Origin of the sequence: Streptomyces sp. CA-181903, from assembly GCF_050937075.1 — a bacterium.
Taxonomy (GTDB): domain Bacteria; phylum Actinomycetota; class Actinomycetes; order Streptomycetales; family Streptomycetaceae; genus Streptomyces.
Genome location: NZ_JBNJLY010000001.1, coordinates 3,332,511 through 3,350,188 on the forward strand (window position 1 = coordinate 3,332,511; position 17,678 = coordinate 3,350,188).

Annotated in this window: 16 protein-coding genes and 1 pseudogene; 5 read left to right on the top strand and 12 right to left on the bottom strand. The window is 73.3% G+C overall.

What is annotated here, in order from left to right; all coding sequences use genetic code 11:
• Positions 1-6: 6 nt before the first annotated feature.
• Positions 7-249 (bottom strand): hypothetical protein, encoded by a 243-nt coding sequence (locus ACQEVS_RS14770; RefSeq protein WP_433020455.1) that lies wholly within the window; start codon positions 247-249, stop codon positions 7-9.
• 630 nt (positions 250-879) lie between these two features.
• On the opposite strand from ACQEVS_RS14770, the gene ACQEVS_RS14775 reads away from it, so the two are divergent.
• The gene (locus ACQEVS_RS14775) at positions 880-2,322 is read left to right on the top strand and encodes an NAD(P)H-hydrate dehydratase (RefSeq protein ID WP_433020458.1); all 1,443 of its coding nucleotides are present in this window, start codon (positions 880-882) and stop codon (positions 2,320-2,322) included.
• Between the two features lie 212 nt (positions 2,323-2,534).
• Positions 2,535-3,023, top strand: coding sequence for a Uma2 family endonuclease (locus tag ACQEVS_RS14780; RefSeq protein WP_433020461.1), 489 nt, complete (start codon positions 2,535-2,537; stop codon positions 3,021-3,023).
• Between the two features lie 223 nt (positions 3,024-3,246).
• Here ACQEVS_RS14780 and ACQEVS_RS14785 read toward each other — a convergent pair whose 3' ends face one another.
• The 6 genes and pseudogenes from ACQEVS_RS14785 to ACQEVS_RS14810 all read right to left on the bottom strand — a co-directional run bounded on the left by ACQEVS_RS14785 (position 3,247) and on the right by ACQEVS_RS14810 (position 9,649).
• Positions 3,247-3,972, bottom strand: a complete 726-nt coding sequence (locus ACQEVS_RS14785; RefSeq protein ID WP_433020464.1) for a hypothetical protein — start codon at positions 3,970-3,972, stop codon at positions 3,247-3,249.
• Complete coding sequence (locus ACQEVS_RS14790) at positions 3,939-6,530, bottom strand: NACHT domain-containing protein (protein WP_433020467.1); 2,592 nt, start codon at positions 6,528-6,530, stop codon at positions 3,939-3,941. Before ACQEVS_RS14790 ends, ACQEVS_RS14785 begins: the two co-directional genes overlap by 34 nt.
• Before the next feature lie 96 nt (positions 6,531-6,626).
• Entirely contained in the window at positions 6,627-7,097 is a 471-nt protein-coding gene (locus ACQEVS_RS14795; protein ID WP_433020470.1) for a RidA family protein, read from the bottom strand.
• Positions 7,094-7,462, bottom strand: a complete 369-nt coding sequence (locus tag ACQEVS_RS14800) for a holo-ACP synthase (protein WP_433020473.1) — start codon at positions 7,460-7,462, stop codon at positions 7,094-7,096. The genes ACQEVS_RS14795 and ACQEVS_RS14800 overlap by 4 nt, the downstream gene beginning before the upstream one ends.
• Positions 7,459-9,305: pseudogene (glmS, locus tag ACQEVS_RS14805) on the bottom strand (glutamine--fructose-6-phosphate transaminase (isomerizing)). Before glmS ends, ACQEVS_RS14800 begins: the two are co-directional and overlap by 4 nt.
• Positions 9,306-9,343: 38 nt before the next feature.
• A complete protein-coding gene (locus tag ACQEVS_RS14810) occupies positions 9,344-9,649 on the bottom strand; it encodes a hypothetical protein (protein ID WP_433020476.1) in 306 nt (101 codons plus the stop codon).
• A gap of 211 nt (positions 9,650-9,860) precedes the next feature.
• On the opposite strand from ACQEVS_RS14810, the gene coaA reads away from it, so the two are divergent.
• Positions 9,861-10,868, top strand: a complete 1,008-nt coding sequence (gene coaA / locus ACQEVS_RS14815; RefSeq protein WP_433020479.1) for a type I pantothenate kinase — start codon at positions 9,861-9,863, stop codon at positions 10,866-10,868.
• A gap of 201 nt (positions 10,869-11,069) precedes the next feature.
• Here the strand turns inward: coaA and glmM are convergent, their stop codons facing one another.
• The 4 genes from glmM to ACQEVS_RS14835 all read right to left on the bottom strand — a co-directional run bounded on the left by glmM (position 11,070) and on the right by ACQEVS_RS14835 (position 15,685).
• Positions 11,070-12,428 carry a phosphoglucosamine mutase gene (gene glmM, locus ACQEVS_RS14820; protein WP_433020482.1) on the bottom strand — a complete coding sequence of 453 codons (1,359 nt, stop codon included), beginning with the start codon at positions 12,426-12,428 and terminating at the stop codon, positions 11,070-11,072.
• A 297-nt stretch (positions 12,429-12,725) separates the two neighbouring features.
• Positions 12,726-13,229 carry a 30S ribosomal protein S9 gene (gene rpsI / locus ACQEVS_RS14825; protein WP_433020485.1) on the bottom strand — a complete coding sequence of 168 codons (504 nt, stop codon included), beginning with the start codon at positions 13,227-13,229 and terminating at the stop codon, positions 12,726-12,728.
• A gap of 39 nt (positions 13,230-13,268) precedes the next feature.
• Positions 13,269-13,715: a 50S ribosomal protein L13 gene (gene rplM / locus ACQEVS_RS14830; RefSeq protein WP_004951311.1), complete on the bottom strand. Its 447-nt coding sequence runs from the start codon at positions 13,713-13,715 to the stop codon at positions 13,269-13,271.
• Positions 13,716-14,065: 350 nt separating this feature from the next.
• Positions 14,066-15,685: an ATP-binding cassette domain-containing protein gene (locus ACQEVS_RS14835; protein ID WP_433020489.1), complete on the bottom strand. Its 1,620-nt coding sequence runs from the start codon at positions 15,683-15,685 to the stop codon at positions 14,066-14,068.
• 75 nt (positions 15,686-15,760) lie between these two features.
• On the opposite strand from ACQEVS_RS14835, the gene ACQEVS_RS14840 reads away from it, so the two are divergent.
• Together ACQEVS_RS14840 and ACQEVS_RS14845 are read left to right on the top strand one after the other, a co-directional pair.
• On the top strand, positions 15,761-16,099 hold the full coding sequence (locus tag ACQEVS_RS14840; RefSeq protein WP_433020492.1) for a hypothetical protein: 339 nt from the start codon (positions 15,761-15,763) through the stop codon (positions 16,097-16,099).
• A gap of 32 nt (positions 16,100-16,131) precedes the next feature.
• A complete protein-coding gene (locus ACQEVS_RS14845) occupies positions 16,132-16,599 on the top strand; it encodes a hypothetical protein (RefSeq protein WP_433020495.1) in 468 nt (155 codons plus the stop codon).
• Between the two features lie 206 nt (positions 16,600-16,805).
• Here ACQEVS_RS14845 and ACQEVS_RS14850 read toward each other — a convergent pair whose 3' ends face one another.
• Entirely contained in the window at positions 16,806-17,660 is an 855-nt protein-coding gene (locus ACQEVS_RS14850; protein WP_433020498.1) for a hypothetical protein, read from the bottom strand.
• Positions 17,661-17,678: the final 18 nt, after the last annotated feature.

The following is a 17,678-nucleotide window of genomic DNA, read 5'->3' on the forward strand; positions in this document are numbered from 1 at the left end:
TTCGGGTCAGTCATCACCACCGCCGCGCCCGCCGAAGTATCCGCCCACCTCGATGACCACCTCGCTGCGGTCCGCGCGCCGTTCAACCAGGCGGCTACCTGGGGGAAGGGCCTGCACGCGATGAGTGAGACCCCGGTCATGCAACTGGATGATCTGTATCGCGGCCCGTCCACGCAACCACACATAGAGCGTGCGCCCGACCCAAGCAATCACTCCTGCGGTCAGGGACATCACCGCTATCGCATTCATGGTCGACCCATTCGCTCGGAGCACCACAACTCGCAGGGTGCTGAAGCTTGTTGACGAGAGATAGTGCGATCCAAGCCTCCAGCCGTGACGCGCCAGCGAGCCCCAACCTCAAACTGTGTCCGGCATCACATCGCGTCGAAGCGGACCGTCCTCCCCCGTACGCAGCCACACCAGGCGCCTTCATGTCGTCCGCTCGCACAACAGTCCGCAAAGCCGCATCGACACGCCATGTGGCCACCCGGCACTTGGCCTAGAAGCCATCGCGCACCTCGCGTGCCCTCACGGCTTGGCGCCGCCTTGCCACCCAACGCTCGATCCCGAACAACTGAACATCGCACGGTGTGATCACAAGGGGAACGGTGCGCTGCCATTAGAAAGGTGGCTCATGCCTGAGCTTCGGTAGCTGACCAGAGCGCGTGATGATTGGGGTGGGTGCATCAGCACCATCGTCCCAGCGATCCCCCGGAAACCGGCTCAAGCGCGGGACGCGACCATAGCCCGTGACGGACATGAGCCATCCGACACCGGACACGGCAGGCGCAGTCGGGCAACGCAAGAGACACCGATCGATCCCAGCCTCGGCACCAGCCCCGATGGCCGCCCGCCCCCGCCCCGGGGACACTGGACGGCATGAGAACCGGCTTCCGCGTGGACACCGTACGGGCCGCCGAGCGCGCGCTCATGGCCGAACTCCCCGAGGGCGCCCTCATGCAGCGCGCCGCCGCCGGCCTCGCCGCCGCGTGCGCGGGGCTGCTCGGGCGGGTGTCGGGGGCGCGGGTCGCGCTGCTGGTGGGCAGCGGGGACAACGGGGGCGACGCCCTGTACGCCGGCGCCCGTCTCGCACGGCGCGGGGCGGGGGTGACCGCCGTGCTCCTCGCGCCGGAGCGGGCGCACCCGGGCGGCGTACGGGCGCTGCTGGCCGCCGGGGGGCGTACGCGGGACGCGGGGCCCGAGGGCATACGGGCCGTCGAGCGGGCCGGACTCGTCCTGGACGGCATCGTGGGCATCGGCGGCAAGGGCGGTCTCCGCCCGGACGCGCTGCCGCTGGTCCGCGCGGCCGAGGGTGCCCTCGTCGTCGCCGTCGACCTGCCCAGCGGGGTCGACGCGGACACCGGGGAGGTGCGCGGCGACGCGGTCCGGGCCGACGCGACGGTCACCTTCGGCACGTACAAGCCCGGCCTGCTCGTCGATCCGGCCCGCGAGCACGCGGGGGCGCTGCGCCTGGTCGACATCGGCCTCGGACCCCACCTGCCCGCCGTCCCGGACGTCGAGGCGCTCCAGCACGCGGACGTCGCCCGGCTGCTGCCGCGCCCCGCCGCGGAGAGCGACAAGTACCGGCGGGGCGTCGTGGGCGTGGTCGCGGGCTCGGTCCGCTACCCGGGCGCGGCGGTCATGTGCGTCGCGGGCGCGCTGCACGGCGGCGCGGGGGCGGTCCGCTACGCCGGTCCCGGGGCGGACGCGGTGATCGCCCGCTTCCCCGAGACGCTGGTCTCCTCCGGCCGCCCGGCCGACGCCGGCCGCGTCCAGGCGTGGGTCGTCGGCCCGGGCCTGGGCGACGGTACGGAGGCGCGGCGGGCCCTCGACGACGTGCTGGCCTCCGACGTCCCGGTCCTGGTGGACGCGGACGGGCTGCGCCTGCTCACCCCCGACGCGGTCCGCGCCCGCCGCGCCCCGACCGTCCTCACCCCGCACGCGGGCGAGGCGGCGGCGCTGCTCGGCACGGCGCGCGAGGAGGTCGAGGGCGCCCGCCTCGCCGCCGTCCGCGCCCTGGCCGAGCGGTACGGCGCGACGGCGCTCCTCAAGGGCTCGACCACCGTCGTCGCGGCCCCGGACGGCGGCCCGGTCAGGGTCAACCCCACCGGCACCCCCTGGCTGGCCACCGCCGGCAGCGGCGACGTCCTCAGCGGCCTCACGGGCTCCCTCCTCGCCGCCGGCCTCCCCGGCCACGACGCGGCCGCGGCGGGCGCGTACCTCCACGGCCTCGCGGCGCGCGCCCTGGGCGAGGCGCCGATCACCGCGATGGGTGTGGCGGAGGAGCTGCGGGGGGTGTGGGAGGACGTGGTGGCGGGCTGAGGACGGGGACGCGGTCCGGTGCGCGCACGACCGTGGACGGGCACTCGAACCCCCGTTCCGCACCGGCGCCTTGGCCACATGGCCCCGGTGTGGCGCGGATAGACTGAGACCGTGAGCCTTGATGAGATCTACCGGCACCTGCGCGAGTACCGGGATGAGCTCGTGCCGCCCCGGGGTTCGCCCCGCCGGAAATCAGCGGCGGACAGATCATCATGATGCCGAGCCCGTCCCGGGCCCACGACCTCAACGCCCTGCGCATCCGGCGCCAACTCGACTCGCAGCTCACCGGCGACCTCGTCGCCGTGAACCTGGGCGACGTCGAGGACGTGTCCCTGGGCAAGCTCCGGCGCCCGGACGTGCTCGTCGTCCCGGAGTCCGCCTTCGAGGCGGACAGCAGCGCGGAGGACGCGCGGGGCATCGACCCCCATGCCGCGCGGCTCGTCGTGGAGATCGTCTCCCCCACCAACCCGGAGAACGACTACGAGGGCAAGCTGCGCGACTACCCGGCCATGGGCGTGCCGCACTACCTGATCGTCGACCCCCGCCGGGGCGTGTGTGTCCACCACTGGCACATCGGCTCCCGGGACGGCAGGCCCGTCTACGAGGGCACGGCTCCCTACACCTTCGGCGACAAGATCACCATCGGCGAGTGGACTCTCGACACGAGCGAACTGCGCCGGTACCGGCCGGAGGCCGCCTAGCGGCCGGCTCACCCTCCGAAGGGAACTCATACCCGGCAGGCGCTGCACGCCTGGAACGGCTACGACCCGGGCCCGGAAGAGGAGGCACGGCCGGACGCGGAGCCGGACCGCCGTATCGCCGAGGCGGCCGCCCCCGGGTGACGCGCCGACGGCACGCACCGTGGACGCCCCTCACTCCCCCGATACGTGAGAAACCGCCCCCGCATCGTCTCCTGATACCCCGTCAGCAACTCCGCGTTGGCCACCGGCCCCGAGTGCTTGATGTACACCTCGACCCCCGCAGGTCCCGCAGGAACGACAGGTCCATCACCTCGCCCGTGCCCTCGGGCGTGTGCAGGGTGAGCACCTTGAGGCGGGGGTAGGCGGACGGCAGGTGGGAGAGGCCGGTGAGGGAGTCGAGGCCGAGGGAGAGGTGGCGGACGCGGGGCAGGGGTTCGGCGCGTTCCAGGAAGCGCGGGTCCTCGCCCATGATGCTCAGGGTGTGCAGGCCGCGCAGAGTGGCCAGCGCGGCGCGGGCGTCCGCCGGGAAGAGGGAGTACTCGAAGGAGAGCCGGCGCAGGCAGGGGTGGCCTTCCAGGCGGATGGCCTCCGGTTCCCAGGCGGAGGCCCAGCGGCCGAGGACCAGTTCCTCCAGGCCGGCCGGCAGCCGCAGGGCCGGCGGTTCGCCCTCCGGCTGGAGCCAGTCGAGGTGGAGGGAGCGCAGCCGGGCCATGCCGGGCAGCCGCTCCAGCCCGTCCGGGCGTTCCCGCAGCGAGAGCCGGAGGCGTTCGAGGGCGCCGCTGGGGACGGACGCCAGGTGGCTGACGCGCCGGGTGTCGGCGATCCGCAGGGACCGCAGCGGCTGGGCGTCCCGGAGGAAGCGGAGGTCGGTCTCCTCCGGGCCCTCCCGCAGGGACAGGTCCCGGAGGACGGGCGTCACCGCCTCCCGCAGCTCCTCCGGCCGCCACACCCCCGGCACCACACCTCCGGCCGTCCGCCCAGCCGGGCCAGCTCCCGCAGGTGCGCGACGCTCTTGGCGACGAAGGCCAGCCCGTCGTCGTGGGAGAGCTCGCCGATGACGGCGTCGGCGTAGTGCCGGGTGTCGAAGTTGTCCCAGGACCAGGCCAGTTGGGCGCGCACCTGGCGGAACGGGTGCCGGGCGTAGCGGGCCAGCAGCGGGATCGCCCGGTCGTCGGCGACCGCCGTCGCGGTGACGACGACCGCGTGCGCGACCTCGTCGCTCAGCCCCCCGCCCGGCGGCCCGCTCAGCCCCTCCGGCCCGGGCAGCAGATCGAGGACGACCTGTCCCGCCTCCGCGAGCGCCTTCGCCGCCTCCGTGTCGCGCGGCGGCACCAGCTCGGCGGCGGCCCGCTCGACGCGGTCCCGTACGTCCGGGGCGATCTCCGTCGCGTGCTCCAGGCAGGCGGCGGCGAGCAGCCGCAGCCGGTGCCGGTGGTGCTCCTCGCGTTCGCCGCGGTCCAGCAGCATCCGCAGCAGCTCGCCCCGGGCGCGGGGCGGGGCGTGGCCGACGGCCATCCGCAGGACGTCCTCCCACTGGTCGTCGTGGGCGTTGTTGACGAGCAGGTCGAAGTCCCAGTCGTCGACGGCGGCCTGGGCGCCCAGGAAGTCCTGGAAGGTGCGGTGGATGAAGTCCAGCGTCTCGGTCGTGGGCTGCCGCAGCAGGCCGCTGCGCAGCACCAGGTGGCGCAGGATCTCCTCGGCGCTGCCGCGCGCGGCGACGGCGGGCATGGCGGGCAGCGCCCGGTCCAGGATCTCGACGGCCTTGTGCCACTCGATCTGCGAACGCCCGTTGCGGATCAGCCAGTAGGCGATCTTCTGGAGCAGCGCGGGCTGCGCCTGCTCCAGCTCGGGGCCCTCCGGCCCCACCGCGATGTCCCGTTCGCGGTCGCGCCGGATCAGCAGCAGGTCCAGGGCCGCGCGGTACAGCTCCATCCGCCCGTGCGGGAGGTAGCCGCGCCGGGACCGGTTGAGGGCGCAGATCAGCGCGCACATCAGCGGGTTGGTGGCCAGCCGGCCGAGGTCGCGTTTGGCGACGACGGCGGCGGCCAGCGCGTCCCGGAAGCCGCGCAGCCGCTCGTCCCGGGACTGCCCGGCGGCCGTGTGCCAGCGGTCGATGAAGGCGAGGACGTCGGCGCGGCCCATCGGGAGCAGTTCCAGCTCGACGAACCCGGCGTCGGCGAGCCAGCCCTCGCGGACCGCCGACGGCCGCGTGGTGATCATGTAGCGGGCCTCGGGGTACGCGGCGAGCAGGTCCTTCACCCAGGCCAGGGTGCGTCTGCGGTCCGCCTCGGGGACCTCGTCCACCCCGTCGATCAGCAGCAGCACCGTGCCCTCGGTGAGCCGGCGGGTCACCCAGCCCTGCGCGGCCGGCAGCCCGGCCAGCGGGCGGGCCGCGGCGGCCAGGAACTCCTCCGGCTGCGGCGGCTCCCCGCCGCGGACGAGGTTCCGCAGCGGCAGCAGCAGCGGTAAGCATCCGCTCAAGTGCCCCAGCCCCGGCGGCAGATCGCCGCGCGCGGTGACGGTGGCCAGCCACTGGAGCAGCGTCGTCTTGCCCGAGCCGGCCGCGCCGCGCAGCAGCACCCGCCGGTGCCCGGCCAGCGCCTCCTCGGCGCGGCGGGGCGTCGGTTCGGCGCGGTCGGGCGGTTCGACGGCCGTCCGCAGCCCGAACCCGTCCCGGCGCGCGTCCCGTGCCCGGCCGACGAGCTCCAGGCTGAGGTACGCGGTGTCGAGCGGCCACGTCTCGGCCTCGCCGTCGGAGAGGGTCAGTCCGATGATCGTCAGTTCGCCGGACTTCTCGATCACGTACTCGCGCAACCGCCGCTCGAACTCCTCGGTCTCCAGCTGCCGGGGCGTGGCCAGCGACCGCGACTCCGGCTTGTGCCCGGCCAGCAGGCACTCGCTCAGGAACCGGAAGTCCGCCCACAGCGTGGCCGACGGCGTCACCGTCAGCCGCCCGTGCCGCCAGCCCGCCGGGTCCGCGCACACCACGCCCGCGAGCAGCCCGTCCACGAACACGGCGGCACCCGACATCCCGGCCCACGGCGAACCACCGCCGCCCGGCGGCTCGGGCGCGCCGTACTCGCAGTCGAGGACGTGCCGGCCGCTGAGCAGATTGCTGCCCGGCTTGAGCGTGCCGAGCAACTGCTCGGTGTCCAGCTCGCCGTGCCCGTCCCGCTGCACCCGCGGAAACCCGATCGCCTGCGCCCCGGCCCAGGCCCGCAGGTCGTACGCCCGCCCCCAGACCAGCGGCTCGAAGGCGCCCGCCGCCTCCTCCGGCACGACGTCCCGCTCCGCGACGAGCAGCGCGGCGTCGCACCGCCGGCTGTCGTCCCGCGCCCACACCACCCGGCAGCCCACCTGCCCGACACCACCGGGCACGATCACCCGCGGCGCGTCACAGCCGCCGACGACGTGGGCGGCGGTGAGGACCACCCGGGGGGTGAGGAGGTAGCCGCTGCCCTGGGTTTCCCCGAACACCGCGGCGATGCGTTCCTTTGCGGGGTGCACGTGTGTCCCTTTCGGCGCTTGCCGCTCTTGAGCGTCAACGCCGACCATACGCGCGGGAGATGAGCGGCGCGTGGGAACGCGCGGATCGGGGCACCCTCACCCCCCGACCACCGCGAACGCCTCCACCTCGATCAACAGGTCCGGCCGGAACAGTGCGACGACCTGCACAGCCGAACTCGCCGGCAGGCGCCCCGCGTCCACGAACTCGTCCCGCACCTCCCGGATCACCGGCAGATCCGCCACGTCCGTCACGAAGTACGTCAACTTCACGACGTCGTCGAACGAAGCCCCCGCCGCCTTCAGACACCGCCGCAGGTTTCCGAACACCTGCCGCGTCTGGGCGCGGATGTCGCCCTCCCCGACGACGTGTCCGTCCTCGTCGAGGGCGACTTGGCCCGAGACGGCGACCAGCCGCCCGGTCGCGGTCACGACGTGGCTGTAGCCGCGGGCGGGGGCGACCCCGTCGGGGCCGGGATGTGGGTCAGGTGCGCACCGTCCGTCATGCGCGGCATCCTGCCCCTCCCCGACCGTCCCCGCCAGCGCGAAGATCACATCGCGAAGGCTCACGCCTCCGCGATCACCACCGCCGAAGCCACCCCCGCGTCATGGCTGAGGGACACGTGCCACGACCGCACCCCGAGCGCCTCCGCCCGCGCCGCGACCGTCCCGGACACGGTGAGCCCGGGCCGCCCATGCGCCCCGGTGGTCACCTCCGCGTCCGTCCACAGCAGCCCGGGCGGCGCGCCCAGCGCCTTCGCCAGGGCCTCCTTGGCGGCGAACCGCGCGGCCAGGGACGCGGTCCCGCGCCGCTCGCCGCTCGGCAGGTACAGCTCGCGCTCGACGAAGAGCCGCTCGGCCATCCCGGGCGTGCGCCGCAGCGCCGCGCCGAAGCGGTCGATCTCGGCCACGTCGATGCCCACGCCCACGATCATTCGACGGTCACCGACTTCGCCAGGTTGCGCGGCTGGTCGACCTCGTTGCCGCGCGCGGTGGCCAGTTCGCAGGCGAAGACCTGCAGCGGCACGGTGGCGACGAGCGGCTGGAGGAGCACCGGGGTGGCCGGGATCTCGACGAGGTGGTCGGCGTACGGGCGGACCGCCTCGTCGCCGCGCTCGGCGATGACGATCGTCCGGGCGCCCCGGGCCCGGATCTCCTGGATATTGGAGACGATCTTGTCGTGCAGGACGGACCGGCCGCGCGGCGACGGGACGACGACGACCACCGGCAGGTCGTCCTCAATCAGCGCGATCGGCCCGTGTTTGAGCTCGCCGGCCGCGAAGCCCTCGGCGTGCATGTAGGCGAGCTCCTTGAGCTTGAGCGCGCCCTCCAGGGCCACCGGGTAGCCGACGTGCCGGCCGAGGAAGAGGACGGTGTTCTTGCCGGCCAGCGAGCGCGCCAGCTCGCGCACCGGCTCCATGGTCTCCAGGACCTCCTCGACCTGCGTCCCGATGCCGTCCAGCTCCCGGATCACCGACTGGATCTCGTCGCCCCACTTCGTCCCGCGCACCTGACCCAGGTACAGCGCGACCAGGTAGCAGGCCACGAGCTGCGTCAGGAACGCCTTCGTCGACGCGACGGCGACCTCGGGACCGGCGTGCGTGTACAGCACGGCGTCCGACTCCCGGGGATCGTCGAGCCGTTGGTGTTGCAGATGGCGAGCACCTTCGCGCCCTGCTCGCGCGCGTGCCGCAGCGCCATCAGCGTGTCCATCGTCTCGCCGGACTGCGAGATGGCGATCACCAGCGTGCGCTGGTCGAGGATCGGGTCGCGGTAGCGGAACTCGCTGGCCAGCTCGGTCTCGCAGGGGATGCGGGTCCAGTGCTCGATCGCGTACTTGGCGATCATCCCCGCGTGGTACGCCGTCCCGCACGCGACGATGACGACCTTGTCGACCTCGCGCAGCACGGACGCCGGGATGCGGACCTCGTCCAGCGTCAGCGACCCCGCGGCGTCGATGCGCCCCAGCAGGGTGTCGGCGACGGCCTTCGGCTGCTCGGCGATCTCCTTGAGCATGAAGTAGTCGTAGCCGCCCTTCTCGGCGGCGGACGCGTCCCAGTCCACGTGGTACGCCCGGACGTCCGCCGGGGCGCCCTCGAAGTCCGTCACGGTGACCGCGTCCCGGCGCAGTTCGACGACCTGGTCCTGGCCGAGCTCGACGGCCTCGCGGGTGTGCGCGATGAACGCGGCGACGTCGGAGGCGAGGAATGCCTCGCCGTCGCCGACGCCCACCACCAGCGGCGAGTTGCGGCGGGCGCCCACGACCACGTCGGGGTCGTCGGCATGCACGGCGACGAGCGTGAACGCGCCCTCCAGGCGGCGGCAGACCTGCCGCATGGCCTCGGCGAGGTCGCCGCAGGAGGAGAACGCCTCGGACAGCAGGTGCGAGACGACCTCGGTGTCCGTCTCGGAGGCCAGCGCGTGCCCGCGCTCGGCGAGCTCGGCGCGGAGGGCGGCGAAGTTCTCGATGATGCCGTTGTGGACGACGGCGACCCGCCCGGGGTTGTCGAGGTGCGGGTGGGCGTTGGTGTCCGTGGGGCCGCCGTGGGTGGCCCAGCGGGTGTGGCCGATGCCGGTGGTGCCGGAGGGCAGCGGCCGGTCGGCGAGTTCCTTCTCCAGGTTGGCGAGCTTGCCCGCCTTCTTGGCCGCGGCGAGCCCGCCGTCGGCGAGCACGGCGACCCCGGCCGAGTCGTAGCCGCGGTACTCCAGCCGACGCAGCCCGGCCAAGACGACGTCGAGGGCGGACCGCCCTCCCACATAACCCACGATTCCGCACATGGAGTGCAGCGTACGGCCCCGGCGTCACCGCCCGCCGGTCAACGTCGACGCTCGGTCCAACGTCCGCGCTCGATGCGGTCGATGGCCTCCTGGACGAGCTCCAGGTACTCGACCTCCTCGCAGCGCGGCTTGCTGCCGAAGTGGTACTGGTCGAGGCAGTCCCCCAGGTCCTGGCCGAGGTCCTCGTCGGGCAGGTCGTCACAGAGCTCGGCGCGCACCCGGTCGGCGAAGGCGTCACCCGCCTCGTACGCCCCCGGGCGTACGCCGGGGGCGTACGCCCGGGGGCGTGTGACGCGGTGGAAGGTCTTGCGGATGAGCCGGAGAACGAGCCGGAGAACGAACACGGGGGGTTCCTCGCAGGATGCCGGGGCGGCCGGAGGGTGGGACCGTATTCCTGACCCACGAGTAGGTACAGGGCCCGCGCCGGATCTTCACTCCCCCGCGCCGCCGGGGCCTCTACGGGTACCCCGCGGACCCCACCGGATCCCTGAAAGTTTTCACCCGGTACCCCGAACCCCACACCCCGCAGTGATCGCCCCGCGCCTCACACGCACAATGGGCCCCGTGCCGACCACCCCAGAGCAGCCGCAGCCACGACGCCGCACGGCTCACTCGTCCACGCACCAGTCGTCGCTCTTCGTCGACCTGACGCGTGCCGAGTGGAGCGCGCTGCGCGAGAACACGCCCCTCCCGCTCACCGCGGAGGAGGTCGAGCGCCTGCGCGGGCTGGGCGACGTCGTCGACCTGGACGAGGTCCGCGACGTCTACCTGCCGCTCTCCCGGCTGCTCAACCTCTACGTGGGCGCCAGCGGCAGCCTGCGCGGCGCGCTGAACACCTTCCTCGGAGAGAAGGGCGCCCAGCGCGGCACGCCGTTCGTCATCGGCGTCGCCGGCAGCGTCGCGGTCGGCAAGTCGACCACGGCCCGGCTGCTGCGCGCCCTGCTGGCCCGCTGGCCCGAGCACCCGCGCGTCGAGCTGGTGACCACGGACGGCTTCCTGCTGCCCAACGCGGAACTCCAGCGGCGCGGCCTGATGTCCCGCAAGGGCTTCCCGGAGTCGTACGACCGCCGGGCCCTGACGCGCTTCGTGGCGGACGTGAAGGCCGGGAAGGACGAGGTGTCCGCGCCCGTCTACTCCCACCTGATCTACGACATCGTCCCCGACGAGCGCCTCACCGTGCACCGCCCGGACATCCTGATCATCGAGGGCCTCAACGTCCTCCAGCCCGCCCTGCCCGGCCGCGACGGCCGGACCCGGGTCGGGCTCGCGGACTTCTTCGACTTCAGCATCTACGTGGACGCGCGCGCCGAGGACATCGAGCGCTGGTACTACTCGCGGTTCAAGAAGCTCCGCGAGACGGCGTTCCAGGACCCCGACTCGTTCTTCCGCCGCTACACCCAGGTCTCGGAGGAGGAGGCCCTGGCCTTCGCCCGCCGCAACTGGCGGACCATCAACAAGCCCAACCTCCTGGAGAACGTGGCCCCCACCCGAGGCCGCTCCAGCCTCATCCTCCGCAAGGGCCCGGACCACAAGGTGCAGCGACTGTCGCTCCGCAAGCTGTGATCAGCCCGTCCGGAGCTTGAGGACAGCGCGCGAAGCGCTCACCCACCCACCCCCGCCGCCCACCCACCCAGCCCGTCCGGCGTTTGAGGACGCGTGCCGCAGGCGCGCTCGGGGGTGCGGGGGCTCGCCCCCCCGCAAGAAACGGGAAGGGGCGGGACAGGGGCACCCCCCATCCCGCCCCCGGCGGCACCCGCAGCGGAACTACCCGAGCGCCGACTTCACGACATCGGCGAGCCGCTGAGCCACAGCCCGAGCCTGCTCGATATCGGCGGCCTCCACCATCACCCGCACCAGCGGCTCGGTCCCGGACGACCGCAGCAGCACCCGCCCGGTGGCCCCGAGCTCCCGCTCCGCGTCGGCCACGGACTCGGCGAGCTCCTGCGACGACCCGACCCGCGACTTGTCGACGTCCCGGACGTTGATGAGCACCTGGGGCAGCCGCTCCATGACCCCCGCGAGCTCCCGCAGCGGCCGTCCCGTCGCCGCGACGCGAGCGGCCAGCATCAGCCCGGTCAGCGTGCCGTCGCCGGTCGTCGCGTGGTCGAGCGCGATGACGTGCCCGGACTGCTCGCCGCCGAGGGCGAAGCCGTTCGCCTTCATCTCCTCCAGGACGTAGCGGTCGCCGACCGCGGTCTGGACGAGCTGGACGCCCTCCCGCTCCATGGCGAGCTTGAAGCCCAGGTTGGACATGACGGTGGCGACGACGGTGTTCTTCCGCAGCGAGCCCGCCTCGCGCATGGCGAGCGCGAGGACCGCGAGGATCTGGTCGCCGTCGACCTCGGCACCGGTCGCGTCCACGGCGAGGCACCGGTCGGCGTCACCGTCGTGGGCGACACCGAGATCCGCGCCGTGCTCGACAACCGCGGCCCGCAGCTTGTCCAGGTACGTGGAGCCGCACTCGTGGTTGATGTTGAGCCCGTCGGGGTCGGTGCCGATGGTGACGACCTCGGCGCCGGCCCGCGAGAACGCCTCGGGGGAGACGCGCGACGCGGCACCGTGCGCGCCGTCGATGACGACCTTGAGGCCGTCGAGGCGGTTGGGCAGCACGCCGATCAGGTGGGCGACGTAATTGTCGAAGCCCTGGTCGTAGTCGCGGACGCGGCCGACGCCGGCACCGGTGGGCCGGTCCCAGGGCTCGCCGGTGGCGTGCGCCCGGTACGTCCGCTCGATGCGGTCCTCCAGCTCGTCGGCGAGCTTGTGGCCGCCGCGGGCGAAGAACTTGATCCCGTTGTCGGGCATCGCGTTGTGGCTGGCGGAGAGCATGACGCCCAGGTCGGCGCCGAGGGCGCCGGTCAGGTAGGCGACGGCGGGCGTCGGCAGCACGCCGACCCGCAGCACGTCGACGCCCGCGCTGGCCAGTCCGGCCACCACGGCGGCCTCCAGGAACTCCCCGGACGCCCGCGGATCGCGGCCCACCACCGCCACCGGGCGATGGCCCTCGAACGTCCCCGCCTCGGCGAGCACGTGCGCCGCGGCGACCGACAGGCCGAGCGCGAGCTCGGCCGTCAGATCGGCGTTGGCGACGCCGCGCACACCGTCCGTACCGAAGAGTCGTCCCACTGGTGTCCTCCGAAAAACGCGGGAGTGCGGGGCCCTGGAGGGAGCCCCTTGTACTTGAGCCTTGTACTTGAGGTGTCGAGCCCTGGGCCAAAGCGTTGCCGCCAGGTGACCGAAGTCTCCCAGGTATACGGGGTACCCGCCCCGAGTGGCCCGTACGAGTGACCCCTGACCCGTACGGGTGGCGCGTGGTCACAGAGACCACAGACGCCACAGAGCAACCGGTGCCACATAGCCGAACGCCCCGGCAGCACGGATCGTGCCGCCGGGGCGTTCGAGCAGAAGCAGCGAACCGCCGGATTAGCGCTTGCTGTACTGCGGGGCCTTGCGGGCCTTCTTGAGACCGGCCTTCTTGCGCTCGACCGCACGGTCGTCGCGCTTGAGGAAGCCGGCCTTCTTCAGCGGGCCGCGGTTGTTGTCGACGTCGGCCTCGTTGAGGGCGCGGGCCACGCCGAGGCGCAGGGCGCCGGCCTGGCCGGAGACGCCGCCACCCGAGATGCGGGCGATGACGTCGTAACGGTCGTCGAGCTCGAGCACCTTGAAGGGCTCGTTGACTTCCTGCTGGTGCACCTTGTTGGGGAAGTAGTCCTCAAGGGTGCGACCGTTGATCTTCCACTTGCCGGAGCCCGGAACGATCCGGACACGGGCGATGGCGTTCTTGCGACGGCCCAGGCCGGCGGCCGGCTGCGGGTCTCCGAAGCGGGACGCGAGGGACTCGGAGGTGTACTCCGACTCCACGGTCTCGGTCTCGGTGGTGTACTCCTCGACGCCCTCGACCGGCATCTCGGCGGTGGTCTCAGCCACGATTCTCCTCAGACTTTCTGGTTCGGCGGTGGCCGGGACTTAGCCCTGCTTGACCTGGGTGATCTCGAACGGCTGCGGCTGCTGGGCGGCGTGCGGGTGCTGGTCGCCCGAGTAGACCTTCAGCTTCGAGAGCATCTGACGGCCGAGGGAGTTCTTGGGCAGCATGCCCTTGATCGCCTTCTCGACGGCCTTCTCGGGGTTCTTGTCGAGCAGCTCGTCGTAACGGACGGAGCGCAGACCACCCGGGAAGCCAGAGTGGCGGTACGCCATCTTCTGGGTCTTCTTGTTGCCGGACAGGTGGACCTTGTCGGCGTTGATGATGACGACGAAGTCACCCATGTCCATGTGCGGGGCATACACAGGCTTGTGCTTGCCGCGCAGCAGGGAGGCGGCCTGAGAGGCCAGACGGCCCAGGACGACGTCCTGCGCGTCGATGATGTGCCACTGGCGCTGGACATCGCCGGGCTTGGGGCTGAACGTACGCACGGTCGTAGCCTTCGCTTCTTCAGTGAGTGTGGGTCCTGACACGGTCCGCATGGGACGATCGCGCGAGCCTGGCCGCACAACGGGGACGCAACCCGTGTGCCGACCGCCGGCGATCGGCCTGACGGACAAGCGTAAGGGCCCCTCGCGTGAGAACGACCAAGCCAATACGCATAACGAACTCGTAGAGTACCGGGCGGCCACCCACGGGGTCAAAACACATGGTCCCACCGGCGGCGGACCCCAGGCCCCCCACCGGCCTCACCGCACCCGAGCCACCCGCTTCTCGTCCACCGCGCCCTCCCGGGGGCAACCCCGGGCCCCCGGACGCCCCCACCACTTCCCGCCCGGCCTCACCGCACCCGCGCGACCCGCCCCTCGTCCCACACCGGCTCCGCCGCCTCCCGGACCCGCCCGTCCGTCCCGAAGACCAGGAAGCGATCGAACGCGCGCGCGAACCAGCGGTCGTGGGTGACGGCGAGCACCGTCCCCTCGTACGCCTCCAGCCCCTGCTGGAGCGCCTCCGCGCTCTCCAGGTCCAGGTTGTCCGTCGGCTCGTCCAGCAGCAGTGCCGTGGTGCCCGCCAGCTCCAGCAGCAGGATCTGGAAGCGGGCCTGCTGCCCGCCGGAGAGCCGGTCGAAGAGCTGGTCGCCCTGCCGGTCCAGCTCGTAGCGGCGCAGCGCGGACATCGCGCCGCCCCGGTCCTTCGCATGCTCGGTCCACAGGATGTCGACGAGCGTGCGGCCCATCAGCTCGGGGTGGGCGTGCGTCTGCGCGAAGTGGCCGGGGACGACGCGGGCGCCCAGCTTCCACTGCCCGCTGTGCGCGACGTCCTCCCCCGCCAGCAGCCGCAGGAAGTGCGACTTCCCCGACCCGTTCGACCCCAGGACGGCGACCCGCTCCCCGTAGAAGACCTCCAGGTCGAACGGCTTCATCAGGCCGGTCAGCTCCAGCCCCGCGCAGGTCACGGCCCGCACCCCGGTCCGCCCGCCGCGCAGCCGCATCCGGATGTCCTGCTCGCGCGGCGGCTCGGGCGGCGGGCCGGCCTCCTCGAACTTGCGCAGCCGGGTCTGGGCGGCGGCGTAGCGGGAGGCCAGCTCGTGGCTGATGCTGGCGGCCTGCCGCAGCGAGAGCACCAGCTTCTTCAGCTGGGCGTGCTTCTCGTCCCACCGCCTGCGCAGCTCCTCGAAGCGGGCGAAGCGCTCCTTGCGGGCCTCGTGGTACGTGGCGAAGCCGCCGCCGTGCACCCACACGTCGCTGCCCGCAGGCCCCGGCTCCACGCTGATGATCTTCTCGGCGGAACGGGCGAGCAGCTCGCGGTCGTGCGACACGAAGAGGACCGTCTTCTTCGTCTCGCGCAGCCTCTCCTCCAGCCAGCGCTTGCCGGGGACGTCGAGGTAGTTGTCCGGCTCGTCCAGGAGCAGCACCTCGTCGGTGCCGCGCAGCAGCGACTCCAGCACCAGGCGCTTCTGCTCGCCGCCGGAGAGGGTGCGCACCTGCCGCCACTGGGCCTGCTCGTACGGCACGCCGAGCGCCGCCATCGTGCACATGTCCCATGTGGTCTCGGCCTCGTAGCCGCGCGCCTCGGCCCAGTCGGAGAGGGCCTGGGCGTACGCCATCTGCGCGGCCTCGTCGTCGACCGTCATGATCGCGTGCTCGGCCGCGTCGACGGCCGCGGCGGCCTCTCTGATCCGCGGCGGCGCCACGGAGACGAGCAGGTCGCGCACGGTCCGCTCGTCCCGTACGGACCCCACGAACTGCGGCATCACCCCGAGCCCGCCCCCGACGCCGACCGTCCCGCCGTGCGGCTGGAGATCACCGGCGATCAGCCGCAGCAGCGTCGTCTTCCCGGCGCCGTTGGCGCCGACCAGCGCGACGGCGGCCCCTTCGCCGACGCGGAAGGACACGTCCCCCAGCAGCGGCCGGCCGTCCGGCAGGTAGTACTCGACGTGCGCGACCTCGACATGCCCCATAGCGCGCATTGTGTCGGCTTTCCCGAACGCCACCAACCGGTTTACATGCCGGGCGCCCGGTCTACGATGCGCCCCATGAGCTTTGGGCAGGGGGGACCGGGCGGGGGAACACCGGACTGGGCGGCGCTCGCCGCGGACACGGCGGCGCGCGACCGTCGCCGGAAGCTGCTGATGATCGGCGGCGGGGTACTGGCCGCGGGCGGGGTGGCGGCGATCGTGGCCACCGCGATCGTGCGGTCGGACGGTGACGGCGGCAACGGGAGCGGCAGCGGCGGCAAGCAGGCCGCCGGGGCCTCCGCGCCCCCCACCCCCTCCGCCGGCACCCCCGAACCCACCTTCGCCCCGGTCGCCCCGCCCCGCCCCAGGACCCGCGGGCCTTCATCTCCAGCGCGGAGAAGGACAAGGCCCCGCTGACCACCGGAACGCTGTTCCCCGACGCCAAGCCCGTGCTGTCGGGCCGGACGTACGAACGGACCGCCACCGCGGCCACCACGGACTGCGCCTCCGTCACCCAGGGCGCCCTCGGCTCCGTCCTGTCCTCCAACGGCTGCCGCCAGGTGCTGCGCGCCACGTACGTACGCGACGGGGTGGCCGTGACGGTCGGCGTCGCCGTCTTCGACACCAAGGCCGCGGCGGACAAGGCCAAGGCCCAGTCGGCGGGCAACATCGAAGCGCTGCCGGGCGACGGCACCGCCGCCTTCTGCCGGGCCACGGCCTGCCGGCTGACGACGAACGCGGAGGGGCGGTACGCGTACTTCACGGTCGCGGGGAACGCGGACAACAGGCCGGTGTCCGCGGACGACACCGCGGCGCTCAACGCCGGCCGCGACATTTCGACGTACGCGTTCGGCCGCGTGCTCGCCCGGGGACGGGCGGCGGCTGCGGCAGCGGCGGCGTCGTCGGTCACGCACTGAGGGGGACGCCTGCGGCGGGTAGCGCCCCGGCAACGCGGCTCCGCCGCGAGGTCCTCAAACGCCGGACGGGCTGACTATTCAGCCCGTTGGGGGTGCCCCCTCTGGGGGAGTTTGAGGACGAGCGGCGAAGCCGCGAAAGGGGGGCTGGGGCGCAGCCCCAGGAATCGGCGAAGGGGCGGGCCCGGGGCACCAGCCCGCCGCAGGCGCTACCCCTCATCCCCCTGCGGCAGCACACCCGCCCCACCAACCCCCTTGTCATCGGCGGCCCCCGCCGCCTCAACCCGCCGCACCTGCGCCGCGACCAACCGCTCGGGAATCACCGCCCGCCCCGCATCCCCGAGGCTCGTGGCGAAGAACATGGACAGCACATCCCCCGACCGCACCACGGTGATCAGCGTCGGCGCCTCCTCCACCGCGTTGGTGAGCCGGTAGGCCGCCGCCTCATCGCCCAGCCGAGGCGCCGCCACGCGCTCGACCGCGTCGAACACCTGCCGTTCCCCCTCCCCCGTCCGCATGGTGAACCCGCCCGCGCAGCCCGCCGCCGCGTCCCGCAGCCCGCGGAGGGTGGCGGCCGCGTCGCCGGGCCGGTACTCGGCGACCCGGACGGTGCCGAGCAGCCCCTCGTCGGGTCCGTCCTGCTCGCCCGCGAACGTGGTCACCACCGACCCCAGCGGCCGCGGCTGCGGCTGTGAGCCCAGCGCCGTGGCCAGCGGCCGGCACACGGCCCGGTCGGCGCCGGGCCTGCCGCGGCCGGCGGCGCCCGCCGGCGCCTGCTCGATCACCAGCCCGGGCACCTCGTCCTTGGTGAGCTCGACGGCGCCGAGCCGCCCGGCCGGCCGGCCGTCGCCGCCCTCCTCCGGCGCGCCGGGCGACGCACCGGGCGGCTCGCCGGCCGTCTCGCCAGGCGCCGTCCCCCGGTCCCGCGCGTCCGGGGCCCCCACCGAGCGCTTCCCGTCGTTCCCGTGCCCGCCCCCGGACCCGTCCCCCGCGCATCCGGCCACCGGCACCAGCATTCCCACCGTCACGGCCGCACACAGCGCGGCCGCCGTTCTCGCCTTCACGTCCCCCACCCTTCCAGT

Bases quoted from the DNA above. Each gene is read 5' to 3' on its own strand.
- ACQEVS_RS14770 (WP_433020455.1), bottom strand. From the start codon at position 249: ATGAATGCGATAGCGGTGATGTCCCTGACCGCAGGAGTGATTGCTTGG.
- ACQEVS_RS14775 (WP_433020458.1), top strand. From the start codon at position 880: ATGAGAACCGGCTTCCGCGTGGACACCGTACGGGCCGCCGAGCGCGCG.
- ACQEVS_RS14780 (WP_433020461.1), top strand. From the start codon at position 2,535: ATGATGCCGAGCCCGTCCCGGGCCCACGACCTCAACGCCCTGCGCATC.
- ACQEVS_RS14800 (WP_433020473.1), bottom strand. From the start codon at position 7,462: ATGATCGTGGGCGTGGGCATCGACGTGGCCGAGATCGACCGCTTCGGC.
- coaA (WP_433020479.1), top strand. From the start codon at position 9,861: ATGGGCCCCGTGCCGACCACCCCAGAGCAGCCGCAGCCACGACGCCGC.
- ACQEVS_RS14835 (WP_433020489.1), bottom strand. From the start codon at position 15,685: ATGGGGCATGTCGAGGTCGCGCACGTCGAGTACTACCTGCCGGACGGC.
- ACQEVS_RS14840 (WP_433020492.1), top strand. From the start codon at position 15,761: ATGAGCTTTGGGCAGGGGGGACCGGGCGGGGGAACACCGGACTGGGCG.